The organism is Bacillus sp. UNCCL81 (assembly GCF_900112535.1).
In the GTDB taxonomy this organism is placed as follows: Bacteria; Bacillota; Bacilli; order Bacillales; family Bacillaceae_G; genus Gottfriedia; species Gottfriedia luciferensis_B.
In genome coordinates this window covers 640,211-663,290 of record NZ_FOMF01000002.1, presented here as the reverse complement: position 1 = coordinate 663,290, position 23,080 = coordinate 640,211, and the positions used below count along the sequence as shown (strand labels likewise).

The 23,080-nt window shown below is 33.2% G+C and carries 20 protein-coding genes and 2 pseudogenes; 6 read left to right on the top strand and 16 right to left on the bottom strand.

What is annotated here, in order from left to right; genetic code table 11:
- The first annotated feature begins 86 nt into the window (after window positions 1-86).
- Window positions 87-236: a hypothetical protein gene (locus BM319_RS24535; protein ID WP_175403466.1), complete on the top strand. Its 150-nt coding sequence runs from the start codon at window positions 87-89 to the stop codon at window positions 234-236.
- Window positions 237-364: 128 nt separating this feature from the next.
- Here the strand turns inward: BM319_RS24535 and BM319_RS03285 are convergent, their stop codons facing one another.
- Window positions 365-616: an alpha/beta-type small acid-soluble spore protein gene (locus BM319_RS03285; RefSeq protein ID WP_069033111.1), complete on the bottom strand. Its 252-nt coding sequence runs from the start codon at window positions 614-616 to the stop codon at window positions 365-367.
- A gap of 132 nt (window positions 617-748) precedes the next feature.
- Here BM319_RS03285 and BM319_RS03280 point away from each other — a divergent pair, with 132 nt between their 5' ends.
- From BM319_RS03280 to BM319_RS03270, 3 genes are all read left to right on the top strand, one after another.
- Entirely contained in the window at window positions 749-1,156 is a 408-nt protein-coding gene (locus tag BM319_RS03280) for a cytosolic protein (protein ID WP_069033110.1), read from the top strand.
- Window positions 1,157-1,433: 277 nt separating this feature from the next.
- The gene (locus tag BM319_RS03275; protein ID WP_175495542.1) at window positions 1,434-2,339 is read left to right on the top strand and encodes a hydroxymethylglutaryl-CoA lyase-like TIM-barrel protein; all 906 of its coding nucleotides are present in this window, start codon (window positions 1,434-1,436) and stop codon (window positions 2,337-2,339) included.
- 86 nt (window positions 2,340-2,425) lie between these two features.
- Window positions 2,426-3,205 carry an undecaprenyl-diphosphate phosphatase gene (locus BM319_RS03270; RefSeq protein WP_091021293.1) on the top strand — a complete coding sequence of 260 codons (780 nt, stop codon included), beginning with the start codon at window positions 2,426-2,428 and terminating at the stop codon, window positions 3,203-3,205.
- Window positions 3,206-3,295: 90 nt separating this feature from the next.
- Here BM319_RS03270 and ypeB read toward each other — a convergent pair whose 3' ends face one another.
- Together ypeB and sleB are read right to left on the bottom strand one after the other, a co-directional pair.
- Window positions 3,296-4,615, bottom strand: a complete 1,320-nt coding sequence (gene ypeB / locus BM319_RS03265) for a germination protein YpeB (RefSeq protein WP_069033107.1) — start codon at window positions 4,613-4,615, stop codon at window positions 3,296-3,298.
- A 15-nt stretch (window positions 4,616-4,630) separates the two neighbouring features.
- The gene (gene sleB / locus BM319_RS03260; RefSeq protein WP_439097772.1) at window positions 4,631-5,416 is read right to left on the bottom strand and encodes a spore cortex-lytic enzyme; all 786 of its coding nucleotides are present in this window, start codon (window positions 5,414-5,416) and stop codon (window positions 4,631-4,633) included.
- 199 nt (window positions 5,417-5,615) lie between these two features.
- Between sleB and BM319_RS03255 the strand changes: the two genes are divergently transcribed.
- Window positions 5,616-5,954 (top strand): DUF3889 domain-containing protein, encoded by a 339-nt coding sequence (locus BM319_RS03255; protein ID WP_069033105.1) that lies wholly within the window; start codon window positions 5,616-5,618, stop codon window positions 5,952-5,954.
- A 1,339-nt stretch (window positions 5,955-7,293) separates the two neighbouring features.
- On the opposite strand, the gene BM319_RS03250 is transcribed toward BM319_RS03255, so the two are convergent.
- From BM319_RS03250 to BM319_RS03215, 8 genes and pseudogenes are all read right to left on the bottom strand, one after another.
- A complete protein-coding gene (locus tag BM319_RS03250; RefSeq protein ID WP_091021291.1) occupies window positions 7,294-8,955 on the bottom strand; it encodes a transglutaminase TgpA family protein in 1,662 nt (553 codons plus the stop codon).
- Complete coding sequence (locus tag BM319_RS03245) at window positions 8,952-10,169, bottom strand: DUF58 domain-containing protein (RefSeq protein ID WP_286143671.1); 1,218 nt, start codon at window positions 10,167-10,169, stop codon at window positions 8,952-8,954. The genes BM319_RS03250 and BM319_RS03245 overlap by 4 nt, the downstream gene beginning before the upstream one ends.
- Entirely contained in the window at window positions 10,169-11,128 is a 960-nt protein-coding gene (locus BM319_RS03240; protein WP_091021289.1) for an AAA family ATPase, read from the bottom strand. The genes BM319_RS03245 and BM319_RS03240 overlap by 1 nt, the downstream gene beginning before the upstream one ends.
- Window positions 11,129-11,771: 643 nt before the next feature.
- Window positions 11,772-12,563, bottom strand: coding sequence for a 3-hydroxy-5-phosphonooxypentane-2,4-dione thiolase (lsrF, locus tag BM319_RS03235; RefSeq protein WP_091021288.1), 792 nt, complete (start codon window positions 12,561-12,563; stop codon window positions 11,772-11,774).
- Between the two features lie 3 nt (window positions 12,564-12,566).
- Entirely contained in the window at window positions 12,567-12,935 is a 369-nt protein-coding gene (locus BM319_RS03230; RefSeq protein WP_091021287.1) for a cupin domain-containing protein, read from the bottom strand.
- A gap of 19 nt (window positions 12,936-12,954) precedes the next feature.
- Window positions 12,955-14,517, bottom strand: coding sequence for an autoinducer-2 kinase (gene lsrK, locus BM319_RS03225; RefSeq protein WP_091021286.1), 1,563 nt, complete (start codon window positions 14,515-14,517; stop codon window positions 12,955-12,957).
- 4 nt (window positions 14,518-14,521) lie between these two features.
- Window positions 14,522-15,455: pseudogene (locus BM319_RS03220) on the bottom strand (sugar-binding transcriptional regulator).
- A gap of 488 nt (window positions 15,456-15,943) precedes the next feature.
- Window positions 15,944-17,884 (bottom strand): fructose-bisphosphatase class III, encoded by a 1,941-nt coding sequence (locus BM319_RS03215; protein WP_069033083.1) that lies wholly within the window; start codon window positions 17,882-17,884, stop codon window positions 15,944-15,946.
- A 352-nt stretch (window positions 17,885-18,236) separates the two neighbouring features.
- Between BM319_RS03215 and BM319_RS03210 the strand changes: the two genes are divergently transcribed.
- On the top strand, window positions 18,237-19,031 hold the full coding sequence (locus BM319_RS03210; RefSeq protein WP_091021285.1) for a M15 family metallopeptidase: 795 nt from the start codon (window positions 18,237-18,239) through the stop codon (window positions 19,029-19,031).
- Between the two features lie 252 nt (window positions 19,032-19,283).
- Here BM319_RS03210 and BM319_RS03205 read toward each other — a convergent pair whose 3' ends face one another.
- The 5 genes and pseudogenes from BM319_RS03205 to BM319_RS03190 form a co-directional block, all read right to left on the bottom strand.
- Window positions 19,284-20,117, bottom strand: coding sequence for an MBL fold metallo-hydrolase (locus BM319_RS03205; protein ID WP_091021284.1), 834 nt, complete (start codon window positions 20,115-20,117; stop codon window positions 19,284-19,286).
- Between the two features lie 146 nt (window positions 20,118-20,263).
- Window positions 20,264-20,398, bottom strand: a complete 135-nt coding sequence (locus BM319_RS24960) for a hypothetical protein (protein WP_286143670.1) — start codon at window positions 20,396-20,398, stop codon at window positions 20,264-20,266.
- 155 nt (window positions 20,399-20,553) lie between these two features.
- Window positions 20,554-21,485, bottom strand: a pseudogene (locus BM319_RS03200) (aldo/keto reductase).
- 91 nt (window positions 21,486-21,576) lie between these two features.
- Entirely contained in the window at window positions 21,577-21,999 is a 423-nt protein-coding gene (locus BM319_RS03195) for a universal stress protein (RefSeq protein WP_069033080.1), read from the bottom strand.
- A 142-nt stretch (window positions 22,000-22,141) separates the two neighbouring features.
- A complete protein-coding gene (locus BM319_RS03190; protein ID WP_069033132.1) occupies window positions 22,142-23,056 on the bottom strand; it encodes an alpha/beta hydrolase in 915 nt (304 codons plus the stop codon).
- Window positions 23,057-23,080: the final 24 nt, after the last annotated feature.

The window sequence follows — 23,080 nt, the reverse complement described above, 5'->3', positions numbered from 1 at the left end:
AATTGAATAATACGTACACATTGTATACAATTTTAATATAGTCAGAAAATTAAAATTCAAATGGTACTTTAAGGGGTGTTGTTTATATGAAAAAGGAAGTAATGATTATAGTCCCCATCCTTATATGTATATCAGTTGCATTAAGTATGAATAATGCCTATCACGAAATGGTTTTTACAGGTGTAGGAGAAGGTTTTACTGATTTTGTGAAATATATTATTCATGGACTTTTCTAAAAAATTTTATAAAGAGATACGATCGAAAAAAAACCCTTTTCCTTTTTGGATTCAGGGTTATTTTTTAAAATTTACTTTAATTTAATAGTCTCGAATAGTTAATATGACAATCACATGCTCTAAAACCTTTACCGTTTATTCAAATTCTCCTGCGCCATTCTAACTAATTCTTTTACCATATTGCCACCAATACGCCCACCAACTTTACCGTTTTCATGTGATGTTAAATTGCCATTATATCCTTTCGTTAAAGGAACTCCAACTTCCTCAGCCGCTTCGAATTTAGCATCTTCAGGATTTGTTGTATGCATTACTTTAGCTTTTAGTGCATCGAGTGCTTTTCTAGATTCAGGAACTAAGATTTTATTCTTTCTACTCATCAAACCCACTCCTTTTTACTTATAGATTTCCCGTTTATTGATTTTTTTAATTATGGAAATAATTGCTATAAAATAGGGAATGTTACATAATGAAGACATGCGTTGATCAATCGATATAAAAGGAGAATGATGATGAAATCTTTTAATGTAACATTTCACAAAGAAGATAATGTAGATAATATGTTAATCCAAAAATTGAATGACGAGGAATACCATAAGTCTACTGAAGGTGGAACTAGACATTTATTCGAAATCGATACGAATATAGGCTTTTTTGTGTTTTTAGATTCAGAGGATAATGAAGGAAATGTATCACATTTAGTCCTTCAATATAATGAAGAAGATGAAGAACCAGTTGCTTGCTATTCATTTGCAATGAAAGATTTTTATGAATTCATGGCTTTATATTTAAATGATTTAGAATTCGTTGATGAAACTTCTGAAGAAGAGGAAGTTGAACTGGATGCTTCTAGTTCAATTCATCATTTAGTTCATCTATTATTCCATGTAATTGAAGAAGGCGAAGATTTAGAAGTATAAACTACCAAATAAATGTATATTCTTCCAAAAAATACCGGGTTTAAATCTCTGGAATTGGATATTTATGCAAAATATGGAAATTTCACTAATTTGTTTTGGTTATTCATTTAAAACAATGATTTCGAAAAAGCTCTTGATATTTATCGGGAGCTTTTTTTATTTTTAGAATTCACTTTGTCTATCATAAATAACTTTCGACTAAAGTAGAATTAATACAAGGATATTTTCAGAGGAGCTAGTTTTAAAAAAATAAAAAGTAGAATAGGAGTCGATCATATTGAACTTGCCACAGTCTGTATTCATAAAAGAAATTGGACCTCGTATTAATTTTCAATATGGATCACGATTATCTATTGACCAAAAATTACAATGGATTAACTATCTGATTGATAGTGGATTAAATCACATCGAAGTGTCCACGTTAATGAATTTTCCGGATAAACAACAGTTTAATAAGGCTACCGAATTAGTATTGAAGTTAAAAAGAGAGCATCACATAACATATGGAGTATTAGTACCAAATAAAAGAAGTCTAATGAGAGCATTTGTCGTAGATGCAGATGAAATTAACTTTTTTATCTCAACAAGCGAGTCATACAATGTTAAAGTTAAAAATTGCTCGATCACTCAATCTTTGAAAGATATTAAAGAAATGACAAAAGTAACAAAAGATTATGAAAAGCTTACGCGTGCTTATATTACAACAGTATTTGGCGATCACGATGAAAAAGTAAGTCATCAAAAGGCAATCGACTTGGCATCGCAATTATTAGATGATGGAGTGGAGGAGGTATCATTTGTTGATACGCAAGGCAAAGCAACACCTCATCAAGTTAAGTTATTTTTGGAGGATTTATTAATAAACATTCCTAAAGAGCGTTGCTCAATGCAATTTTATAATACTTTTGGGAATGGCATTTCTAATATCTATACATCACTTTCATATGGGATTCAGCGGTTTGAATCAGCTAATGGAGGGTTTGGAGGTTGCTTTCCATCTAATGAACAAAATCGAATGATTGAAACGGAAGATTTAATTTCATTTTTACATCGACTTGAGATTACTACTGATGTCGACGAAGAAAAACTACTTGCCGCTACAAACTATATTTCAAACCAATTAAATGAAGAGCCTACTAGTAAGTTATTTTCAAGATTACCAACCAAAAAGCATCTTACATGATGCTTTTTTATATTTTTAATAATTTGGACAAGAATTGAATTTTTTTTGCATATAATTTACTAATTTGAATGAAAGGAGAATTGATTATGTCTAACTTTGAAGCAATTATATTAGGCATCATTCAAGGGTTAACTGAATTTCTCCCAATCAGTAGTACCGGTCATTTATATATTGGTAGACATTTATTCGGCTTAGATGAGGCAGGCTTATTATTAGATACGTTAATGCATATTGGTACTTTATTAGCGGTGTTTGTTTTTTACAGTAAAGAATGGAAAGGTTTGATAAAAAAACCTTTTTCAAAATTAACTTTATTGCTTTTTGTTGGCACATTACCCGCAGTAATTGTAGGCTTATTATTTAAAGATTTTTTCGATAAGATATCTGTTTCGGGTAAAACGATTGGGTGGGAGTTTATCTTTACTGGTATTATTTTATTTATTGCTGATAAAAGGAGAAAAGGGAAGAAAACAATGGAGGAGCTAACATGGGTCGATGCCTTATTCATCGGCTCATTTCAAGCACTTGCTATATTTCCAGCGGTTTCTCGTTCAGGATTAACAATCACTGCAGCATTATTTAAAGGAATGGAACGAAAAAGCGCTGCGTATTTTTCATTCTTATTATCTACCCCTGCAATTTTAGGTGGAATCGTCTTCCAGGGAAAAGATCTACTTGGTGGAAACGCGGAACAAATTGCGTTTTTCCCGCTATTTCTTGGTACATTAGCCGCCGCTTTATTCGGGTATCTAGCCATTAGCTGGATGATCAATTTATTGAAAAAACAATCACTGAATATTTTTGGCTATTATGTTATCTTTTTAGGGGTTAGTATCGTAGTGCTTCAGTATTTAAAGATATTTTAAATGTAAATCGATAAAAATTACAAAATGATAAGTTATCGTTTTGTATACAAAAGAGCACAGGAAGTGATTAACCTGTGCTTTTTTGATTACTCATAGTTTTTTAACTTTTTCTTCATCACCAGTCATTGCATTAATAAAGATATCATATGTATCGTGATTATATGTACCTAAAAATTCATAAGTAAGAACTTCTTTATTAAAACTATTTAAGATAACCGCTAGGCGTTCTTCCTCGACTTTAACATTTTTGTTAAGCTTTGCTTTTGCTTGCTCAAGCGTAAGCTTAGGAGTAGGGATTTTACGTACATGGTTTGAAGTAATATAGTTTTTAGCATTAAAGCCGATGATTTGCCCGTTATCTAACGCTACCTTTAATTGAATTGCTTCTGGATAGATGCGTACGTCGTCTATTGCATGAACATATTGAAGCACACCGATTGTATCATATTGAGAGCTATCGTATAATTCCATATCTTTATAGTTTTTAGAATCTAAATAGTTTAGACCTTTTTTTACTGCATCATCTAAGCTAATTTTTTGCTTATTTATTGGTCTATTTGTTATAAAAAAGATCGGTAAACCCTTAGTTTCAGTTATTTGCATATAAGTATCAGCGGTCGGGTTAGTATGAGCCATAGTAACAGCATAAAATGGTTCGAAATTTTTGTTCTCACTTCTAGTAACTTGAGTTTTATTTACATTTTTAAGCGGAACAAATTTTTGGGCTATTTTTTTAGCTTCATCCTGAGAGATTTTTTTACCTGTAAGTTTCTTTAATCCTTTAGATTCTTCTTGCCCATTTGTGAAGGTAGGACCAAAATCTTGGTCAGTTGTTGCTTTTACTTGTTCAATATGTTTAAAACCATCCACGATACTATTGTCTCGAGGCGCTTTTCTTTCTTCAGTCATTTGACCAACATCAATCCAACTTAAGTTTTTATTCATGATGTTTGTTTGTACATTACGGAGTCCATCTTGAATTTTTTCAGCTGTCGAATACATATCACGTAAAGTTTTATATTCCTTTGCAGTTAAAGGTTCTTTATTTAAATCTCGAACCGCTGTTTTATAGCTAAAGTTTCCTACTCCAGTTAAAAAGGCTTGAGTTTTGTCAAAAGGCACAAATTTTAATGGGAGCTGTGCTATGTCAGATTTAGAATGAATCGAAATTCGCCATACATCTGCTAAAGCAGGGGAGAGAGACGTTCTAGAATTCATTGCTAATGTCGTTCCAATTTTATCGTGTAATAAATCAATATCGTATGTTAATTCATTAAAAGCTCTTTGATAATTATTTTCGGCTTTTAAATTCATTTCATTCAATTCACGATGTTGCGTGTATCCCCAATAACCAGATCCGACTAGAGCGGCTGCTAAAGCACCTGCAACAATCCAACTTCCTTTCATAATTACACCTCATTACAATTATTTGCAAAAAATATGTTGACCAATAGTTAAAATAATAGGGCGGCCCCGAATCCATTGGTTTGTTGCTGTTTTAGGATTGTAATAATAAATACATCCAGTGGTTGGATCCCAGCCATTTATTGCATCAATTACGGCTTTTTTAGCCTGAGCATTAGGTGTTAAATTAATTTGACCGTCAGCTACTGCCGTAAAAGCACCTGGTTGATAAATAACACCAGCGATTGAATTTGGAAAAGACGCATTTGTTAAACGATTTAAAATGACTGCTGCAACAGCAACTTGACCGATATATGGTTCACCACGTGATTCTCCATAAACAGCATTTGCCATTAATTTAATATCGTTATCTGTATAACCGTTTGGTGCGTTTGCAATCGGTTTATTATTTGGTTTTGCATTCGAATTATTAGGGTTACTTGTATTTGGTTTAGCCGGTTTATTGTTGTTATTAGAAGTATTATTATTTGATGTATTATTGGCCGTATTACCTTTATAATTTTTAGTTGCTTTTGTCAGCTTTTCTTTTAATTTTGTTCCTGCGACACCATCAACCTTCATACCAAATTCCTTTTGAAAATTACGAAGAGCCCAGTAAGTATTCCAGCCGAAAACGCCATCAGCCTTATCGTCTAAAAAACCTATAAATATAAGTCGTTCTTGAAGTTCCTTAACATCTTGACCTGTTGAACCACGGCTAAGCACTTGACTACTAAATGCATCAACTTGTTTTTTAGGTAAGTAAATATTTAAAGTAATCAGCGAAATACATATTATGCATAAGATAACAAATGCAGTTTTATAGTGAAAATTTTTTTGCAAAATAAATCCTCCTTAATCAAATACATATAGGATTACTATTTGTAAAAAATTTCTTTTTATTAGTAAAAAGCGTAAAAACTGATATAAATTGCACAAACAAGAAGCGAATAGATTGAGTAGAGAGGTCGAATAGTAAAGATAGGAGCAAAAAGGAGGAGGTATTTTGAAAAGAACATTCAGAGCCATTTTCATTTTCTCATTCTTATTTTGTATTTTTTGCAATGTAAACTCAGTTGCTGCAGAACCTGTTTATGAGCCTCCATATGCTAAATGGGGGAAAATTGCAGTTGAAAAAACAATCCAAAAATACCCACAATCGGATGTTATAGATTATTTACACATAGGAAGGGAACAAAAAACACCAACAGTCTCAGTAGAAAAATTCAAATTATGGTTAAGATTAAAAGATGGAAGCAGGGAATTCGGGGTATATGTAAATGTTGAATTTGAACCAAGAACTGAAAGGTACTTAGGAATTACATATATTGAAACAGATCGATAGGTAACTCAATTTAAAAAACATCACAAATTCGTGATGTTTTTTATTGAAACCAGTATTGTGAGAGAAATCACAAAAAAATTAAATGAAGTTTATTAGTTTGAAAAAAGGATATAAAAATTTAAAAAAAGAAAAATTGAAGGTTTCAAATATTAATTTTTAATGATGGAACGGTAATTGAAATCATATAAAAAAATTGCTTAATCAGTGAGTTTAAATAAAGAAAAAAAGTTTGAATTGTTGTAGAAGCTGAAACAAATTAAATTTTATTTTTTATTGAAGAATTTTTATTAATTATTTTTGCTAAATGTTAAATGATTAAATTAATAGATAGAATTTTGGTTTTAATAAATAAGTTACACTTAAACAGAATTTGATATTTTTGATCTAATTATACAAAATGATGATTTTTTCTATTTCATCTCAAAACACTAAGAATACTTGCTAATTGAGATGGATTATAGTGATTTCACCTCAACTTCCTATAATATATATTATGTAAACTAGAAAAAATGAAATAAAATACCTCATCTATTTAAGCTACCCTTCTTGTCCTCCGACACAAATCTGTTACTTTTAGTAAATTATGGAGATTTCATAAAAATTTCTTCTAAAAGCCGAACGTTCGATTATAAATTAGTTACTCCATTTTTTGTTTTCAATTTGAAATAATCATGTTTTTATATACTTGCGACACAAATCTGTTTACTTAATGAAATTTTACGACATAACTCTGTTTACTTGAATAGCAGTTTTGAACACAAATCCATTTACTTACGGCCTTTTTGCGACACAAATCCGTTTACTCGCTTGTAGAGATTTTGTATAAAAAAAAGCAAGTAGTTTACTTGCTATAAATAATCACCAACTACATCACACCACAATTTTGATTTATTAAATTTACCTATGCAGTTGATATATGAAATTTGTTTGTTTTGAAGTTTGCTAATATTTACATAAACGTTCTGAAGGAGCTTTATCGGATTAAACGGAATATTGTTAAAGTAAGTAATTTCATTGTTTTTAGCATTCTTAAAAGTTTCTACCCATTGATAATAATTATTTAGTATTAACTCACATACAACCAATTTCGTATACTTGTTGATAATCGTTGAAAATCTAGGTTAGACGCTCCTTTTTCTTCATTAATAATATTAAAAGCTTTTTCGCATTCTGACTCAAATTTACGCAAGTCTTCATTAAACAGCTGTGAATAATACGCTCTTGGGGTGGTATAATATTTATCTTTCCTTGTTTGTCCATTATGAACATTGTGATATCCATTTGCTCTCTCTATAAATTTTCTCCAGCAAACATATGCATGCGCATGATGACAATATCACTAAAAACTTCCCTTCAATGTAAGATCGCGAATACAGTGCCTGTGCTGTTTTAATTGAGTTTTACGTAACTTACGAGCAATACTTTTATAAATGGCTTTTAGCTCTTTATAAATTTCATTAGATTCATGAAATGGATTTAATTTTAACTGCCAACGTGTTGGTATTCCTATCGTTCTAAGCATTACTGCCATCGATGTTGAAAAATTATTACAATAACCAGCTTTCGTGTCAAATAAAAATTGGTCAACATAATCAACATTTTTACCTGGAAAAGCAACATTCTTTTTAGTATATCTGTATTCATCCCTATCAAAGTAAGTCTCTATTGCTTTCGCTTTGTCATACCAATTTGTTTTTCCTTTTGTTATTTGCTGCGCCAACTCACCTATTCTCTTAGGTAAATTTGCTGGTAATTGAGTATAATTTTGGTAAAAGACAGCATTGATCAAATTTGAATCAAGTTTTACTGTTTTGATTAAATCTTTTGCTTTATATCTAGGTATTTCATATTCTACTTCAAAACTGGCTGGAATCTCTGGAATGCTATTATTGAAATAGCTTATTCTGTCAATGGTTGTATCAAGTTTGAAAACATTTCGATCGGGATTAAAAGGTAGAATTTTTACTACTTTTTTAATTCCTTCAGGATACATAATATAGTTATACTGATAGTTATCATTGATTGTGATCCTTGCTGTTTCGATTTTGGTCTCAATCGGATCTGGATAAGTATTTAACATTACAAAATCCTCTTTTTTTATAGGACGCTGCGTCGATGCAGAATCAACCCAACCTCGACCTGTATAGGTATCTTTAGTCTCCATTTTCCAATATATACTTTGATTTGATTCATATTTAAAAATCGGATCATCATTATCTTTTATAGGTCCACCTAGTTTTGAATCATCGGTGTCGTACCCCACCGTTTTTGTTCCTCCACCGGAACCAACATTGTCATCCTGGTTAAATACTTGGAAAAACCGGTTTGAGGAAATCCAAATTGGTGAAGGCTTAGGGGCCAAAGATCCAATTAGGACAAAAAGAGTAATCATACTAACGAGTGGAACCATCCATTTTTTTACATATTCCGAATAATAATTAACTCTTCCTTTATCCATTAGATTTTCAAAAGTTAATAAACCCATTGTTGTAAAACCAAGTATTACTGTTCGAACAATGACAGGTTTGCCAACGTAATCGGTAAGCGAATCTAAAAGAGAAATATATAAAACTGTCAAAAGGAATAAGAAAAATATCCAATTGCGGTTTAAAAAAAAATTGATGAAATAGGCGATTATAGAAAGTGAAAGTAAAAATAATAATGTCTTGAATTCGTAATTCAATTCATTTAAATGGCCAGTTGTAAGCCAAATAATGTTCTCAAATACATGTTTAATGAAGATTAATATCCATCTAAAATGAAAGAAACCTATATCGTAGTGGAATCGATTAACCAAGATTAAAACTAAGAATATGTTGATAATCCATTGAAGGATTCTTTTTACTTTAAAAAAAGATAATGTAAAAACTATTAATATGTATAGTATGAAGACTTTCATATGATCAGTATTGGGAAAATGATCAATGGGCCATATCCATTCCAATAACAATAAACAGCCATATGAATACAACAAAAATAAGGTGAAATTACTTTTTATCATCGTATATCTCCCCCTGTAAAGGCTGCATTAAAATTACCTTCACGTACAATGATTGTTCTCACCCCGTGTGCATTGGCGATTGAAATGAGTGATTTTTCACTTTCTGATACGACCATAGACTCTTCCTTAATCACAAATATTGTAAATGAGCCTTTTCTATTTTTAATAAAACTAGCTTTTTCGACCAAATTTTTCGATAACCGGGTAGTTATCAGGATATAAGATACACTTTGTTGAATGAAACGAAGTTCTTTTTCTAAAACCATCTCAATTGATGAAGTATTATTTGCTTCTATTTTCGCAAGGTGGTAATAAAGCTTTTGAAAATGTCCTTCTCCCCCTCTAATTGGAAAAGAATCTAGTTTTTTGTTATTTGTTAAAAGCCCAACCTGAATACCCTTTTTCAGTACAGTATGCAGAAAAGATGCTGTAAACGACACAATTGATTCGAAAAGATCATTTTGAGCACAATCCATTATGACAAACAGATCATTAGATTGTAATTCTTCAAACTCTTTTGTCATCATCTCATTTCGTTTCGCGGAAGCTTTCCAATTAATCCAGGAAAACCGGTCTCCAGACTGATATTCTCTTATACCAACAGCCATAGATATATCCCGCTGAAAGTGATGAATCGATACTGTTGAGGCTTGATTATTTTGATGCTCAAGTGAATGATAATAATACTCCGAATATTGGGGATATACTACGAACCTATTAATAATGTTGAACTTTATTTTCGATTCGAAAATACCAAGAGGATCACCAACCTTTATTGTTAAGGAATTAAAAATATACTCCCCTCGTGGTAATTTGTAAATCAAATAATTAAAGGAACATTCCTTTTTAAAGCCGGTTAAAATCAGCTCTTTTGTAAATTTTTGTTGATTAGTAGTTTGTAAACTATTTGAGTAATTTTCTTCTATTAAAAAATAAAATACTGGAAAAAAATTGGACTTTCTCACGGTTAAAATAACTTTTATTGGATCTCCGACCTTGAAACCGTTTTTAGGGAGTTCTCTAGTCACTTTCAGATTTTCCAACGGATAAAATGAAAATGCAACACAGTATAAGATAAAAGGTAGAAAACTATAGAATAAAAACCAACTTACAAATCCCCCTTGAAACAAAGCATTCAAAAACAGTATTGGTAATAGAACATATAACAGTAGGTACTTTCTGGCTTTTTTGAGGAAACGTAAATGTATTTTCATTATAATTTCACATTCCTTTTAACAGGTACAGAAATCTTTTTAACAATATTTTTAATAATTTTTTCAGCAGTAATTCCTTCAAATTTTGATTCTGAATTTAAAATAATTCGGTGGGATAATACAAATGGAGCTAGATATTGTATATCATCCGGTAAAACGTAATCACGTCCGTACATGAATGCATATGCTTGTCCCGCTTTCATAAGTGCGATTGAACCTCTTGGGCTTGCACCCAAATAAATATTTCGGTCCTCTCTCGTACTATTAACAATACTCACAATATAATGCTTAATTGATTCGTCGATATAAACATTCTTCATTTCCTTTTGAAGTGATAGTAAACCATCAATGTCAATGACAGGTTTTAGCTTATCAATTGGAGGGAGATTTTGGAACCTATTTAATATTTCTAATTCTTCAACCATAGTCGGATATCCCATTGTAATCTTTAGCAAAAATCGATCTAGCTGTGCTTCAGGAAGTGGATATGTACCTTCATATTCAATTGGATTTTGAGTCGCCATAACAAAAAAGGGCTTGGGTAGTTCATAAGTTATCCCATCAATTGTTATATTTGCTTCCTCCAAACCTTCTAATAGTGCAGACTGTGTTTTTGGGGATGTTCGGTTAATTTCATCAGCAAGGATAATATTCCCCATTAAAGGTCCTGGATGGAACTGAAACTCCATCTCTTTAGGATTATAAATTGAAACCCCTGTTACATCTGAAGGCAACAAGTCTGGGGTAAATTGAATTCTACGGAAATTTGCATGAATGGATTTGGCAAGTGATTTTACCATCATTGTTTTCCCAACACCCGGCACATCTTCCAATAAAACATGCCCCCCTACAAGAAGGGCTACCAGACTTAATTCGACTACATTTCTTTTTCCAATTATTACATTTTCGATATTTGTAATGATATTTTCAATATCAGGATGTATTTTTTCGTTGACCACGTTTTTAATCCTCCTTAAAGTGTAGTAGTTTGTTAAAATAATAGCTTTTCATTTCATCGTTCGATTCCTACTAGGGATAATATTCAAGGAGTATTTAAAAATAAATAGTTACTTTAAATTTTTCTTCGTTGACAGACTTATTCAATAAAACAATAGTATTAAATACAAATCGTTTGAATTGTATGTCGTTAGAAGCAAAATAATCACTAAACTTCAGTTTTACCATACAAGGTAATATAAAATTACAATTTTCATACTCCAAATAATGATCATGCTGACAATGGGAATCGTTATCTAAAGTATAGTATAATTTAGATAAAATTTCGATATTTTAAAATATTCTAATAAAATATAATCCCTATTTTGTAGTGTAATTGCATTTTCGAGCTACTATATAAACTGGGAAAACAAGTTGCTCGTATCAATCTTCACTTATTAAAACTAACAATCTTTTAAACAAATAAAAAAGTGCAAGAAATTTTTACATCCCTACACTTTTCTTAATTGATTAATTATTTTTGTGATACAGTTATTGTTTTTGGACTTATCGTAACTTTAAAGCCTTGTTTACTAACCACTTCGGCGGATACAGTGTTCGTAACATTAGGGTGGTATGGTAAAATGCTACCTTTTTTTACACATATTAGGCTTTTATTTTTGATGAAGATTCATATAAATCTACCGCTTCATTTACTGTGAATCCTTTATGAACAATAGAATGTATCGCTTGGATCATTGCAATAGGATGCTGAGATTGCCAAATATTTCTTCCCATATCCACACCAGCTGCACCTTGCTCCATAGCATTATACGTAATTTCTAGTGCTTCACGAATTGTATCAAATTTTGGGCCACCTGCAATAACTATTGGAACCGGGCACTTACTCGTTACCTGTTCAAAGTCGTCACAGTAATAAGTCTTAACAATATCGGTTCCCATTTCAGCTAGAACTCTTGAAGCTAATGCTAAGAACCTGGCATCCCGTTTTTCAAGCTCTTTTCCGACTGCGGTAATTCCAAGTACAGGTATTCCGTAATCATGAGCATCAGTTACAACTTGAGCTAGATTCGTTACTGTTTGAGTTTCATAGTCAGAACCGATAAATACCGAAACCCCTACACCAACAACATTATGACGAATTGCTTCTTTTATTGAAGTAACAATCCCTTCATTCGCTAGATCCTTCCCTAACGTTGTAGGACCGCCTGAAACACGAAGTACCATTGGTTTTTCCGTATTTTTCGGAATACATGCTGCAAGTGTACCTCTTGTTAAATATAGCGAATCCGTGTATGGAAGTAAGTCTCTGACAGTTTCCTCAGGCTTTTCTAAACCTCTTATTGGCCCTAAGAAATAGCCATGATCTATCGCAAGCATTACTGCCCTCTTATTTGGTAATATTTTGTTTAATCGATTTTGAAATCCCCAGCTCACTATCTATTCACTCCTTAACTTGATTTCTGGATTCTTTATATTAACAACATCTCTTTCCAAAATATGCGGAGATTTAATGAAGAGGGCTTTAAAGGTTTTGTCAGTTTCATTGATAAGGTAATGAGTATCGCCTGGTCGGCATTGAATCATATCACCTGGTATTGTAGGAACTTTATTACCATTAATATAGAAATCTATCTGCCCTTCGAGGATATAGAAAATTTCTTCGCAAACTGTATGATAATGGTTTTGGAAGTCTTGACCTGGTTTCAATACAACCACACCAAGATCTACGTTCGGACCTTTTGTTAAATATTTCGGCCCGTTGTCGCCAAACCGATAATCAAATTCATTTTCGTGAACTTTCTTCATCCCTTCACCTCCTTTCACATTATTCTAGACCAGGTGCCTTCCACATATGAGTCGTTAAACCACGATCAGCAAGTTGAAGCTGTTTTCGATATACACTTCTCCATTTTTCATAGATTTCTAGGTATTGGTCATGGTTTTCATTGTTAGGTAGGTGTGTCCTCTCCCACTTTACAACTTGGTTAACTGCTTGATGGATATTCTCATAAATTCCTATGCCAATCCCCGCAATTAATGCGGTGCCCAGTGCTGCTGCTTCTTTAACTACAGGTACTTTCACGGGTACTCCAAGGACATCTGCAAGGGTTTGACTCCAAAGCTTTCCTTTCGAAGCACCACCTGTGAAAATAACTTCACTAGGATAATAACCAGTTTCTTCTTCTATAATCTTTAAGTTTCCTAGCGTAATAAGTGCAGCATTTTCTTGAATAGATTTAAACATTTCTTTTTTACCAGTCATTAGTGGGTCTAGAGTGAGGTTAATAAAAGCTGGAGATGCGTGGCGCCAAGAGCTATAATTCATCGTATCTGAAAATATAGGAATAATCCCATTTGCCCCGATTGGAACATTTTTTGACTTTTCCTCTAAAATTTCATACGGGTCTCTACCGGTCACTATTGCCTCTGCTTTTTCCAAATCACAAAATGCATCACGAAACCATCTCATTACAAGCCCAGGGAAAAATGCAATGGTTTCTAGCTGCCATAATTCAGGTACGGCATGGCAGTTAACCCGGATACGGCCACTTTTGTCAACTAAAGGCTGTCTCACATTGACTTCCTGCTGCCAAAATGATCCACCTGACACTACAGTCTGCCCCGCTTTTACCGCACCGACGCCAACTGAAGCCATTTGAGCATCTCCGCCTCCACAAATAACCGGAGTTCCTGAATTCAAACCTGTATACGATGCTACTCCATCCGTCACGTAACCGATAACGGTACCAGCTTCATTTACCGGTGGAAATAAAATATTTTTTAGTCCGCACATTTTTGCTACATCACTTTCCCATTTCCTTTTCTCAATATCAAATATTCCTGTAGTACATCCATTTGAAGGATCCACTTGTAGTTTCCCTGACAATTTATAAAGAATCCAATCATTAATCATAGTCATGTCAGTAGCTTTTTCATAAATCCCCGGTAAATGATTTTTTATCCACAAAAGCCTAGGCAATGCCCCTAATGCAAACATTTGACCTGATAACCTATAAATCTTGTATTCTAATTCAGGATCTAGTTCCTTTAAAGCTTTGACCTCATCCGAAGCTCGAGCATCTACATTTGCACAAGCCCAGATCTCCTTACCCGTTTCATCATAAAGGACAATTCCTTCCCTCATACTCGTAGCACTTATCGCTTTTATTTTTTTTGCATCAACTCTTGTTTCTTCAATAACAGACTTTACACACTGAACGACTAACCTCCAGTTTGTTTCCCAATCAAAATCCATAGATCCTGGATACTTTTCATTTGATAAATGGTTCCATTCTATTTGTGAAAACCCAACTTGATTTCCTAATTGATCAAACAAAACAGCGCGAATACTACCAGTACCAGCATCAATTGCTAGAATGTACGCCATTAATTTATTTCACCTCCATATTGAGTAATGAAATAGCTGTAACTTCATCTGTTATTAATGTCGTAATATACTTACCTTTTAAAGCTCCGTAGTTGGCATCAATTTTTTTCTCTCCACCGGCCACGGCTATAACATTTAAGGCCCTTAGACTCTACAAGTCCGTTCCGATTAACCTTTTACGGTGTGGCAAATCAATAATTTTGCCATTTCGATCGTAAAATTGACCTGAAATATCGCCGACTGCATTCAGATGTTTTATAAATGTCAGTTCGTTCATGGTCATTTTTCTTCCTGAATAATTTTGGCATCTGGATAAATACCGCCAATTCCAACAATGATATATTTTGTGAATTTAGCCAGCTCGAGAACTTCCTTTATTGAAGGTTCAGATAAAAATTTTCCTGCCATTTCTTCAGTTGAAGCTAAAAATGGAGCAGGAATTACATGTATATCCTGGAACTTTTCCAAACCGCCCTCTTTTTGGCGACGATTATGGAGATAGTAATGAACTCCCCCAGTTAAGGTCACAACTGAAATATGACTAAAGGGTTCAATTGTCAATTATTCAATCGTTTTGGAAACGGCTCTTCCCCAAAGCCAACCATATCATTCGGATGCAATTTGTTTTGTAAATACTGAGCCGCTGCCTTTGATAAAGAAACGCTCAAATCCACTATATTTAGAGGGCCTGGTATAATATAGGCGTTTTTTAGATAAAAGGCTACTTTGAATTCTTTTTCGATACTTAAACCATTTTTACCAATCCCTTAAATTTGGAATTGTACAATTCCTTCAGACCTGGCCCACTCCAGCATTCTAACAACCTTGGCCCTGGACAATTCTAGTAAATCAGCTATCTCATTTTGAGTTAAGTTCTCTTTATAGTAGTACCAGGCTACTTTCATCAGCATATTTTCCGTATAATGATCTTGGCTCATCTACTACTACACCCCTTAACAAAAGTTCCCCATGAAAAAAATTGTTCACCTTCATATTAGAAATATATCCGTAATTTAAATAATAAGACCTGACAAAATAAGTTTCCGAACATTCAAAATTCCATTTCCGACTGGTAATACTATTGTAATTTTTGCTGTAATAATTAACTACAGTTGTCTTCAAATACTGAAGAATTAAATCGTAATTTTTTTCGGATAGTTTGTAAGCGTTTCTGAACTTTTTATTGGGGTGTTGACAAAAGTCCAATGAATCGCACTGAAGTGACTCTTCTAGAATTAGATCAGCTCCTAAAATGCTAACCATTAAAATAAAAAAAGAATCAGAGCAATTTTCCTGATTCTTTTTCTACTATTAAATTGCACTTAGGTATGTGAAACAATTAATTTATTCACAATCACCATCTAAAACAAACTCCCCAAATCCAACTGGAATGTTAAAGTTTGATCCTTTTGATAACATATACTCTTCACCACTGTGGATTAGTATAGCGATTTTCCAATAGACTTTTTAAAACAGATATTTCCTGTAATAACCGCTCTCCCACATTGGTTTCTAGAACCTTTTTTCTCTCGAGTTCTTTTTCCACCAATCTCTTTACTGATAAAACATCTGACCCTTTTAGTAGAACATCTTTTTTTGAATTAAATTTTTCATGGGCTACGAGTTGTATACCGCAGGAATTATATAATAAAGTGTAACCAGCAATACCAGTTGTTGATTGATAAGCTTTAGAAAATCCTCCATCAATAACAATCAACTTCCCGTTTGCTTTAATTGGATTCTCTCCTTTTATTTCTTTAACAGGTGTATGGCCGTTTATTATATGGCCTATGTTAGGATTAAGATTCATTTCTGCTAAAATTTTACAGCAGATTTCCTCTTTTTCACGTAAATGATAGTATGGATTCTTAATCTCTTTATGGGTTTCTTTGTCTTTAATAAAATACCTTTCAAAGGTCGTCATTGCTCTTTTCCCAAATAATGATGAAAATTCTCCTGTCCATAAATACCAGACCATATCTGTTGCAAGATCATCTGTCTCTTCAGGATGTGCAAATGCATGTCGTAAATAATGTTCAAAAATATCAAGTAGATCGCGACCTGCATAGGTTTGATTTTCAATCACCATTTTTTCCATATTTCCATTTTCATCAATTGGGATGCATCCATGTATTAATAAATTCCCATTATATTTCAAATAAAGACTGCCTTTCTTCATGAGAAAATTCATATGTCTAGCCAACTTTTCCGAATGCTGGACAAAAAACAATAGTCTGTCCAAGACTTGCTCTTCTTCCTCTATTAATTCACTAGGATTATCTGGATTTATAGTTGCAAAGCAAGAATTTTCTAATGGGTAAGTTTTCCCATTAATTGTTATTTCATTTTTGTCATAATCAATTTTTTCAAGCAAAAGCCTTTCTGACATATTAAAATATGGTCGTCTCTTTATAATTGGCATTTCAAGCTTGAACTGAATAATTGCAATCGCTTGATGGATTTTAGTGATTTGCAAAAGTTCATGATCAGACTTTTTTTTATCCGAATTGCTCTTGGGTCTAAACGCTAGATTGTCCTTATAGTACTTTTCCGCAAGATTAAGAAGTGGTATAAGATTTATCCCATACACATCTTCAATAATACTTAAGTTGTCGTACCTGGCACAGATACGAATAATATTAGCTAGGCAAACCTTTGATCCAGCAAAGGCGCCGATCCATAGGACATCATGATTTCCCCATTGAATATCAACAGAATGATAATTAATTAGAGTATCCATAATTTTATCAGGTTCAGGTCCGCGATCATAAATATCACCCACGACATGTAGATGGTCAACTACCAACCGCTGAGTAGAATAAGCCAGACCTGTTATAAGCTTATCTGCCTGACCAAGAGAAATAATTTGCTGAACGATTTTTGAATAATATGCTTTCTTATTTGTGAATTCATCCGTTTTGTAAAGTAACTCTTCTATTATATAAACAAACTCTTGAGGCAATGCTTTATGTAATTTAGAGCGTGTATATTTAGATGACGAATAAGAAATTAACTTTATCATACGGTCAATGATTACTGTGTACCATTGATGTAATTCTTGTTTATTTACACACTTATCTCTAATTAATTTTAATTTTTCTTCAGGATAATAAACTAACGTCGCAAATTCATTAAGTTCTGTATCAGATAGTTCGTCTTGAAATAGGTCTCTTATTTTCTCTTTTACTCTACCCGAACCATTTCTTAACACATGTTGAAAAGCTTGATACTCCCCGTGTAAATCACTGACAAAATGCTCTGTCCCTTTTGGCAAATTAAGGGTGGCTTCAAGATTAATAATCTCAGTTACCACCTTTTCTTCACTATCATATTTATGTGCAAGTAAATCTAAATATTTTATGTTCAACTTTATGATATCTCCTTCTATTTTCTTCATTTATTTTTCGAGCGAAGATTCGGTTTATTACCTACATGATAAATGTAAACTCGACTGTATTTTATAATAGTAGATTACATTTTTAGAGGAAATCTATACATTGTACTCAACAAAGTGTATTGGGTGATTACAAGGAAGATACAAGTAAATTTACAACTTTGAAACAAGTTGTACCTAAATTCGAAACATCCAGTTCTTATCATTCTCTTATATAGTTCGAGCTTTTTAGACAATAATATAAGGGAGATTTAAAAATGAACAAGTTTTGTATTATTTATCCACAAACTAGTAGACAAAGCCATATCTGGGGGTACTTTCTTTTATGAAATATTTAGTTCTTTCAATTATGATTAGCTTACTATTATCTTTTAATAGTTGTTTTTCCAAAAACAATAATTATAATGATTCTAGTGCAAAAAAAGAGAATCACCAAATAAATATAGAAAACGCTAATATAAAGAAAAACGCAACATTAGATATACCTGAAAATGTAATGAATAAAACGAAGCAAAGTAATGCAATTAGAACTGTTTCACACCCTGATGTAATGACAGTTTTAGTAAACAAAAAATATTTTTTACCTAAAAATTATGTTCCAAAAGATCTAGTTTATCCAAATGTTTCATTCATTTTTAAAGAAAAGCTTGAAAAACGAAAAATGAGAAAAGAAGCAGCAATCGCATTAAAGAAATTATTTGCTGGAGCTCAAAAAGATCATATCTATTTAAGTGGTGTTTCAGGATATCGCTCATATGCGACTCAAAAAGTTCTTTTTAATCGATATGTAAAAGAAGATGGCTATGTTAATGCAAGAAAGTATAGTGCATTACCCGGTTCAAGTGAACACCAATCAGGATTAGCAATTGATGTAAGTAGTAGCACTGGAAAATGTGCGGCTACAAGCTGTTTTGCTAATACAAAAGAAGCTAAATGGCTTGATAAAAATAGCTCTAATTATGGTTTTATTATTCGATATCCAAAAGGTAAAGAGCAGATCACAGGTTACAAATACGAACCTTGGCATATTCGGTATGTTGGCATAACAACAGCAAAACAAATAAAAAAAAGAAACTTAACCTTAGAAGAATATTTAAACGTCTATCCAGTTTCAAAATAAAAAAATCTAAGAACATAGTATCTCTTATTGATAAAAGGCTATGATTAAAATACATAGCCTCTTTATGTATTCAGTTTTATAAATCCTTTCGTTAATTCGTTTAGATTTATATTTTGCCTGAATTAATCTCCATTAATGACTTCCATTCATTTAAAATGAGCTCTTTGCTTTAACCTTAGTCTCCTCACAATTATTATGATAACTTCTACTGCGAGTTGGCCGTCCTTTGTAATTTTTAGTCCTTAATGTCTATTAAAATAGATCAGGTTTACCTACATTATTTTCATTTATTATCGAAGTTACAATGTGTAGTGAATCCCATTCTCCACCTGAAAATTTTATAAGTGGGTATTTTTTTGGAAATAGCTTATTTCGGATATCTTCAGCTAAATACCCTTCTTTATGTAAAGTTAATACATTATGTTTAATAGATAATAAATAGTCTCGTTTTCGTTCAAGCGTTGCACGACCATCTTCTATAAACCCTGCGTGGCTGCAAAATACATCTTGAAAATCATAAGTTAATACTCGCTCTAATGAGTTAATAATTGTAGGGATACATTCTTCTGCTAATACGACTTTTGTCCGCTCATTTACAAATAAATCTCCCGTAAATAATTGACCAGTCTCCTGATTTAATAATGCTTTATGATCATAAGCATGACCAGGTGTATCGATAACTTTCCATGTCGCATTTCTTGAAGTAAACGTTTCAGGTATAGCCTTAGCGTGAAACGGCTTTCTCTTTCCCCAAAAAAGTTGCCTATATAAAGGATAATCTGCATATCTTGCGCAATAATCAATTGTTTTTTCACTTAAATAAATTGGTAGATTCTTAGTTTTTTCAATATAAGCAGCACAACCTGAATGATCTTCATGAGAATGAGTTATCATTACTTGATCAAAATCTGCTTGGTCAATAAAAGATTCGAAATATCTATGTAAAGACTGCGATCCTGTATCAATTAAAACTCCATCCACTAAATAACTGTAAACATTTAATGAAACACTTAGATATTTAACTTCCCCATTCAAGTAGGAGACGCCATTTTTCTCTCCTAAGTTTGAATTTTTCTTTAAAAACATCACCTTTCATCTCCTTAGTATTAAATAATAAAGATATATAATGCTTAAATTTTTTTATACTTTAAATATTCTGATTTTAAATTTAACATTTAAATGAATGAATAGCCACTCATTTTTTTAATTGAACTGAACTGTCATTTAGTACATTAAAAAAGGACTTGATTTAGCTCATTGCTAAGATTTTCACAGCTTCCACGATCGAATGATAATTGGATAATTTGATTTTCTCCTATTTTATTGTGCAATACTTCCTTTGCAGAATCAGTTATTTGAAAATCCATTTATATGCCCTCCTTAAAGTAAAGAAATTGTACTATCAAAAGACTATTTAAAAATTTTATAATAATCATCATAGCTAATGGCTTATAATCTTTTTCTCAGATTAGTTTCATTCCAGATTGATAATTTGTGTTTTCCTGTTTGCATCATATTATTCTTAGGAAAAAATCTGATCAATTTCTTGAATTTCTTCATTCGTTAAATTGACTTCAAGTGTTTTCAGATTTTGCAAGACTTGTTCTGCCCGTTTTGCTCCTGGAATGATGACGTCAATGGCTTCACGGGTAAATACCAGGCAAGAACGACATGGGCAACTTCTGTTCCTTTTTCACCGGCAATTTTACGAACTTTTTCGATTTTTTTCAGGTTTTCCTCAAAAACACCCTCTCGGAATTGCTGGCGTTTTCTCATTTTTTCACTTAAATCGGTATTTTTATTATATTTGCCTGTTAATAATCCTGAAGCAAGTGGGAAGTACGGTATAAAGGAAATGCTATTTGCAGCAACATTGGGGAACAATTCTTTCTCGGCCCCGCGGCTTAGCAGATTATACTCCCCTTGGAAGACATCCACATAACCATCTTTATTGGCTTCTTTCAATTGCTCAATCGAAAAATTGGAAACACCGATTGCTCTGATTTTCCCCTCATCCTTCAATTGTTTTAGGGCTCCGACGGCTTCATCCTTTGGCGTATCCTGATCAGGGAAATGAATATAAAATAAATCAATGTAATCCGTTTGCAGACGTTTTAGGCTCTCTTCGACAGATTGTTTTAAAAAAGCAGGCGAATTATCAATTACAACTTCAGAACCAACAAATTTATGGGCTGCTTTCGTAGCAATTACAATTTCTGAGCGATTACCATTTTCTTTTACGACTTCACCAATGATCTCCTCAGAACGTTTGGGACCGTACATAAAAGCTGTATCTAATAAATTTATCCCGTTTATTAGCCCTGCGCGAACTAATTCCCTACCAGTTTCTTCATCAAGATTATGAAAAAGATTGTGACCGCCTACTGCGTTTGTTCCTAAACCAATTGGATTGACATATAAATCTGTTTTCCCGATTCGAACGTGCTCTGCCATTTAACTTTCAACTCCATTCTAGTATTATTTTTCTTTACGGATACGAACGTCTTTTTTTCTTTTAGTTCTTGAGGTTACAATCACCACATTGTTACTTTACAATCATTACACCACAATGCGCATGCTGGACCACTTTATGGCTTACACTTCCCACGAGCAGTTCTGAAAAGAGGCTAAGTCCCCTGCTTCCCATTACGATTAGGTCGTAATCTCCCTCTTTTGCCTTCTTGCATATCATCTCTGCAGGATCTCCAATATGGTATTCGCAATCGTATTGGATAGATGACCCTGAAAGAACTTGTTCAGATTCCTCAAAAATCATCTTAGCTTCCTCTTCTAGCAATTGTTTAATATCCACTCCGAAAGCAACTGTATTGTAATTGTTACTTGGAATAACGTGAAGAAGCGTTATATGTGCATTTATCCCCATATTTTGCGCCAACCATTCAGCCGATTTCAATGCATGTTTGGAGTGTTCAGACCCGTCAACTGGAACCAAAAACCGTTCATACATGTTCTCTCTCTCTCCTTTTTATATAATGTTATCTTTATAATTAAAAAATGACGTTGATTATCGCTATAAACTTTAGAATAATAACTTTTATATCTGTAGGTGCGAATTATCCCGATGTATTGGAAAAAAGTTTCATTGAAAGTTACTGCCAATTGAACAAATGAGTCTTAAACCATTCCACGGCTTCGCTGCTCGACTGATCGAAATACTTCTTGTATGGGTCAAAATGTCCTCCCGATATCAGCACCAATTTTTTGGGCTCAAGAGCTTGCTCGTAAGCAGCAAGTGACAGATCGGTAGGAGTTATAAAATCGTTTTTTGCAACCAACATTAACAGTGGGCTAGGACTTATATTGGCAATAAAAGCTCCCGGCTCATAACCTCTAGATAACTCAATCGAACGAAGCGTAACTTTGTTAATAAATTTCTCTGAGCCTTTCAAATAGAATTCAATTGCATCCTTCGATTTATATACGCTATTTTCAAATTCTCCTCCTGGTACGACCGAATAATAAACGGGATCTTCACCGCGTTGCCTGTTTAATCTATCTTCTGCAAACGAAGACAACAACTCTGTTAGCGCTTCTCCGTTCACTCTTCTTTGGGCAATTTTCGAGCCGCTGATTGTCGGAACCTGAGATACGATGCATTTTACTCGTTTATCGGTCGCGCCAACTACCAAAACATGTCCCCCGCTGTAGCTTGTACCCCATACCCCGATTGCATTGCTGTCGACTTGAGGTAGCGAGCTTGCGTATGTTATTACATGCCGGTAGTCCTCCAATTGCTGCCAAGGATCTATTTCGTGCCTTGGAGTTCCATCGCTGTCTCCAAAATTCCGATGATCGAACAACAATACAGCAAATCCGTTGGTAGCGAACTTCTCAGCGTAAGGCTCCAAAAACATCTCCTTCAGTCCCGCATATCCATGTGCCATCACAATGGCCGGGATCGGCGTAATATCATCGCGTTGAGGCAAATAAATCCATCCTCTAAGCATGGTTCCTTCAGCATTTATTTCCACATCATTTTTCGTAAAACCCGATTCTTTATTCATTACACGTTTACTCCTTTTATGATC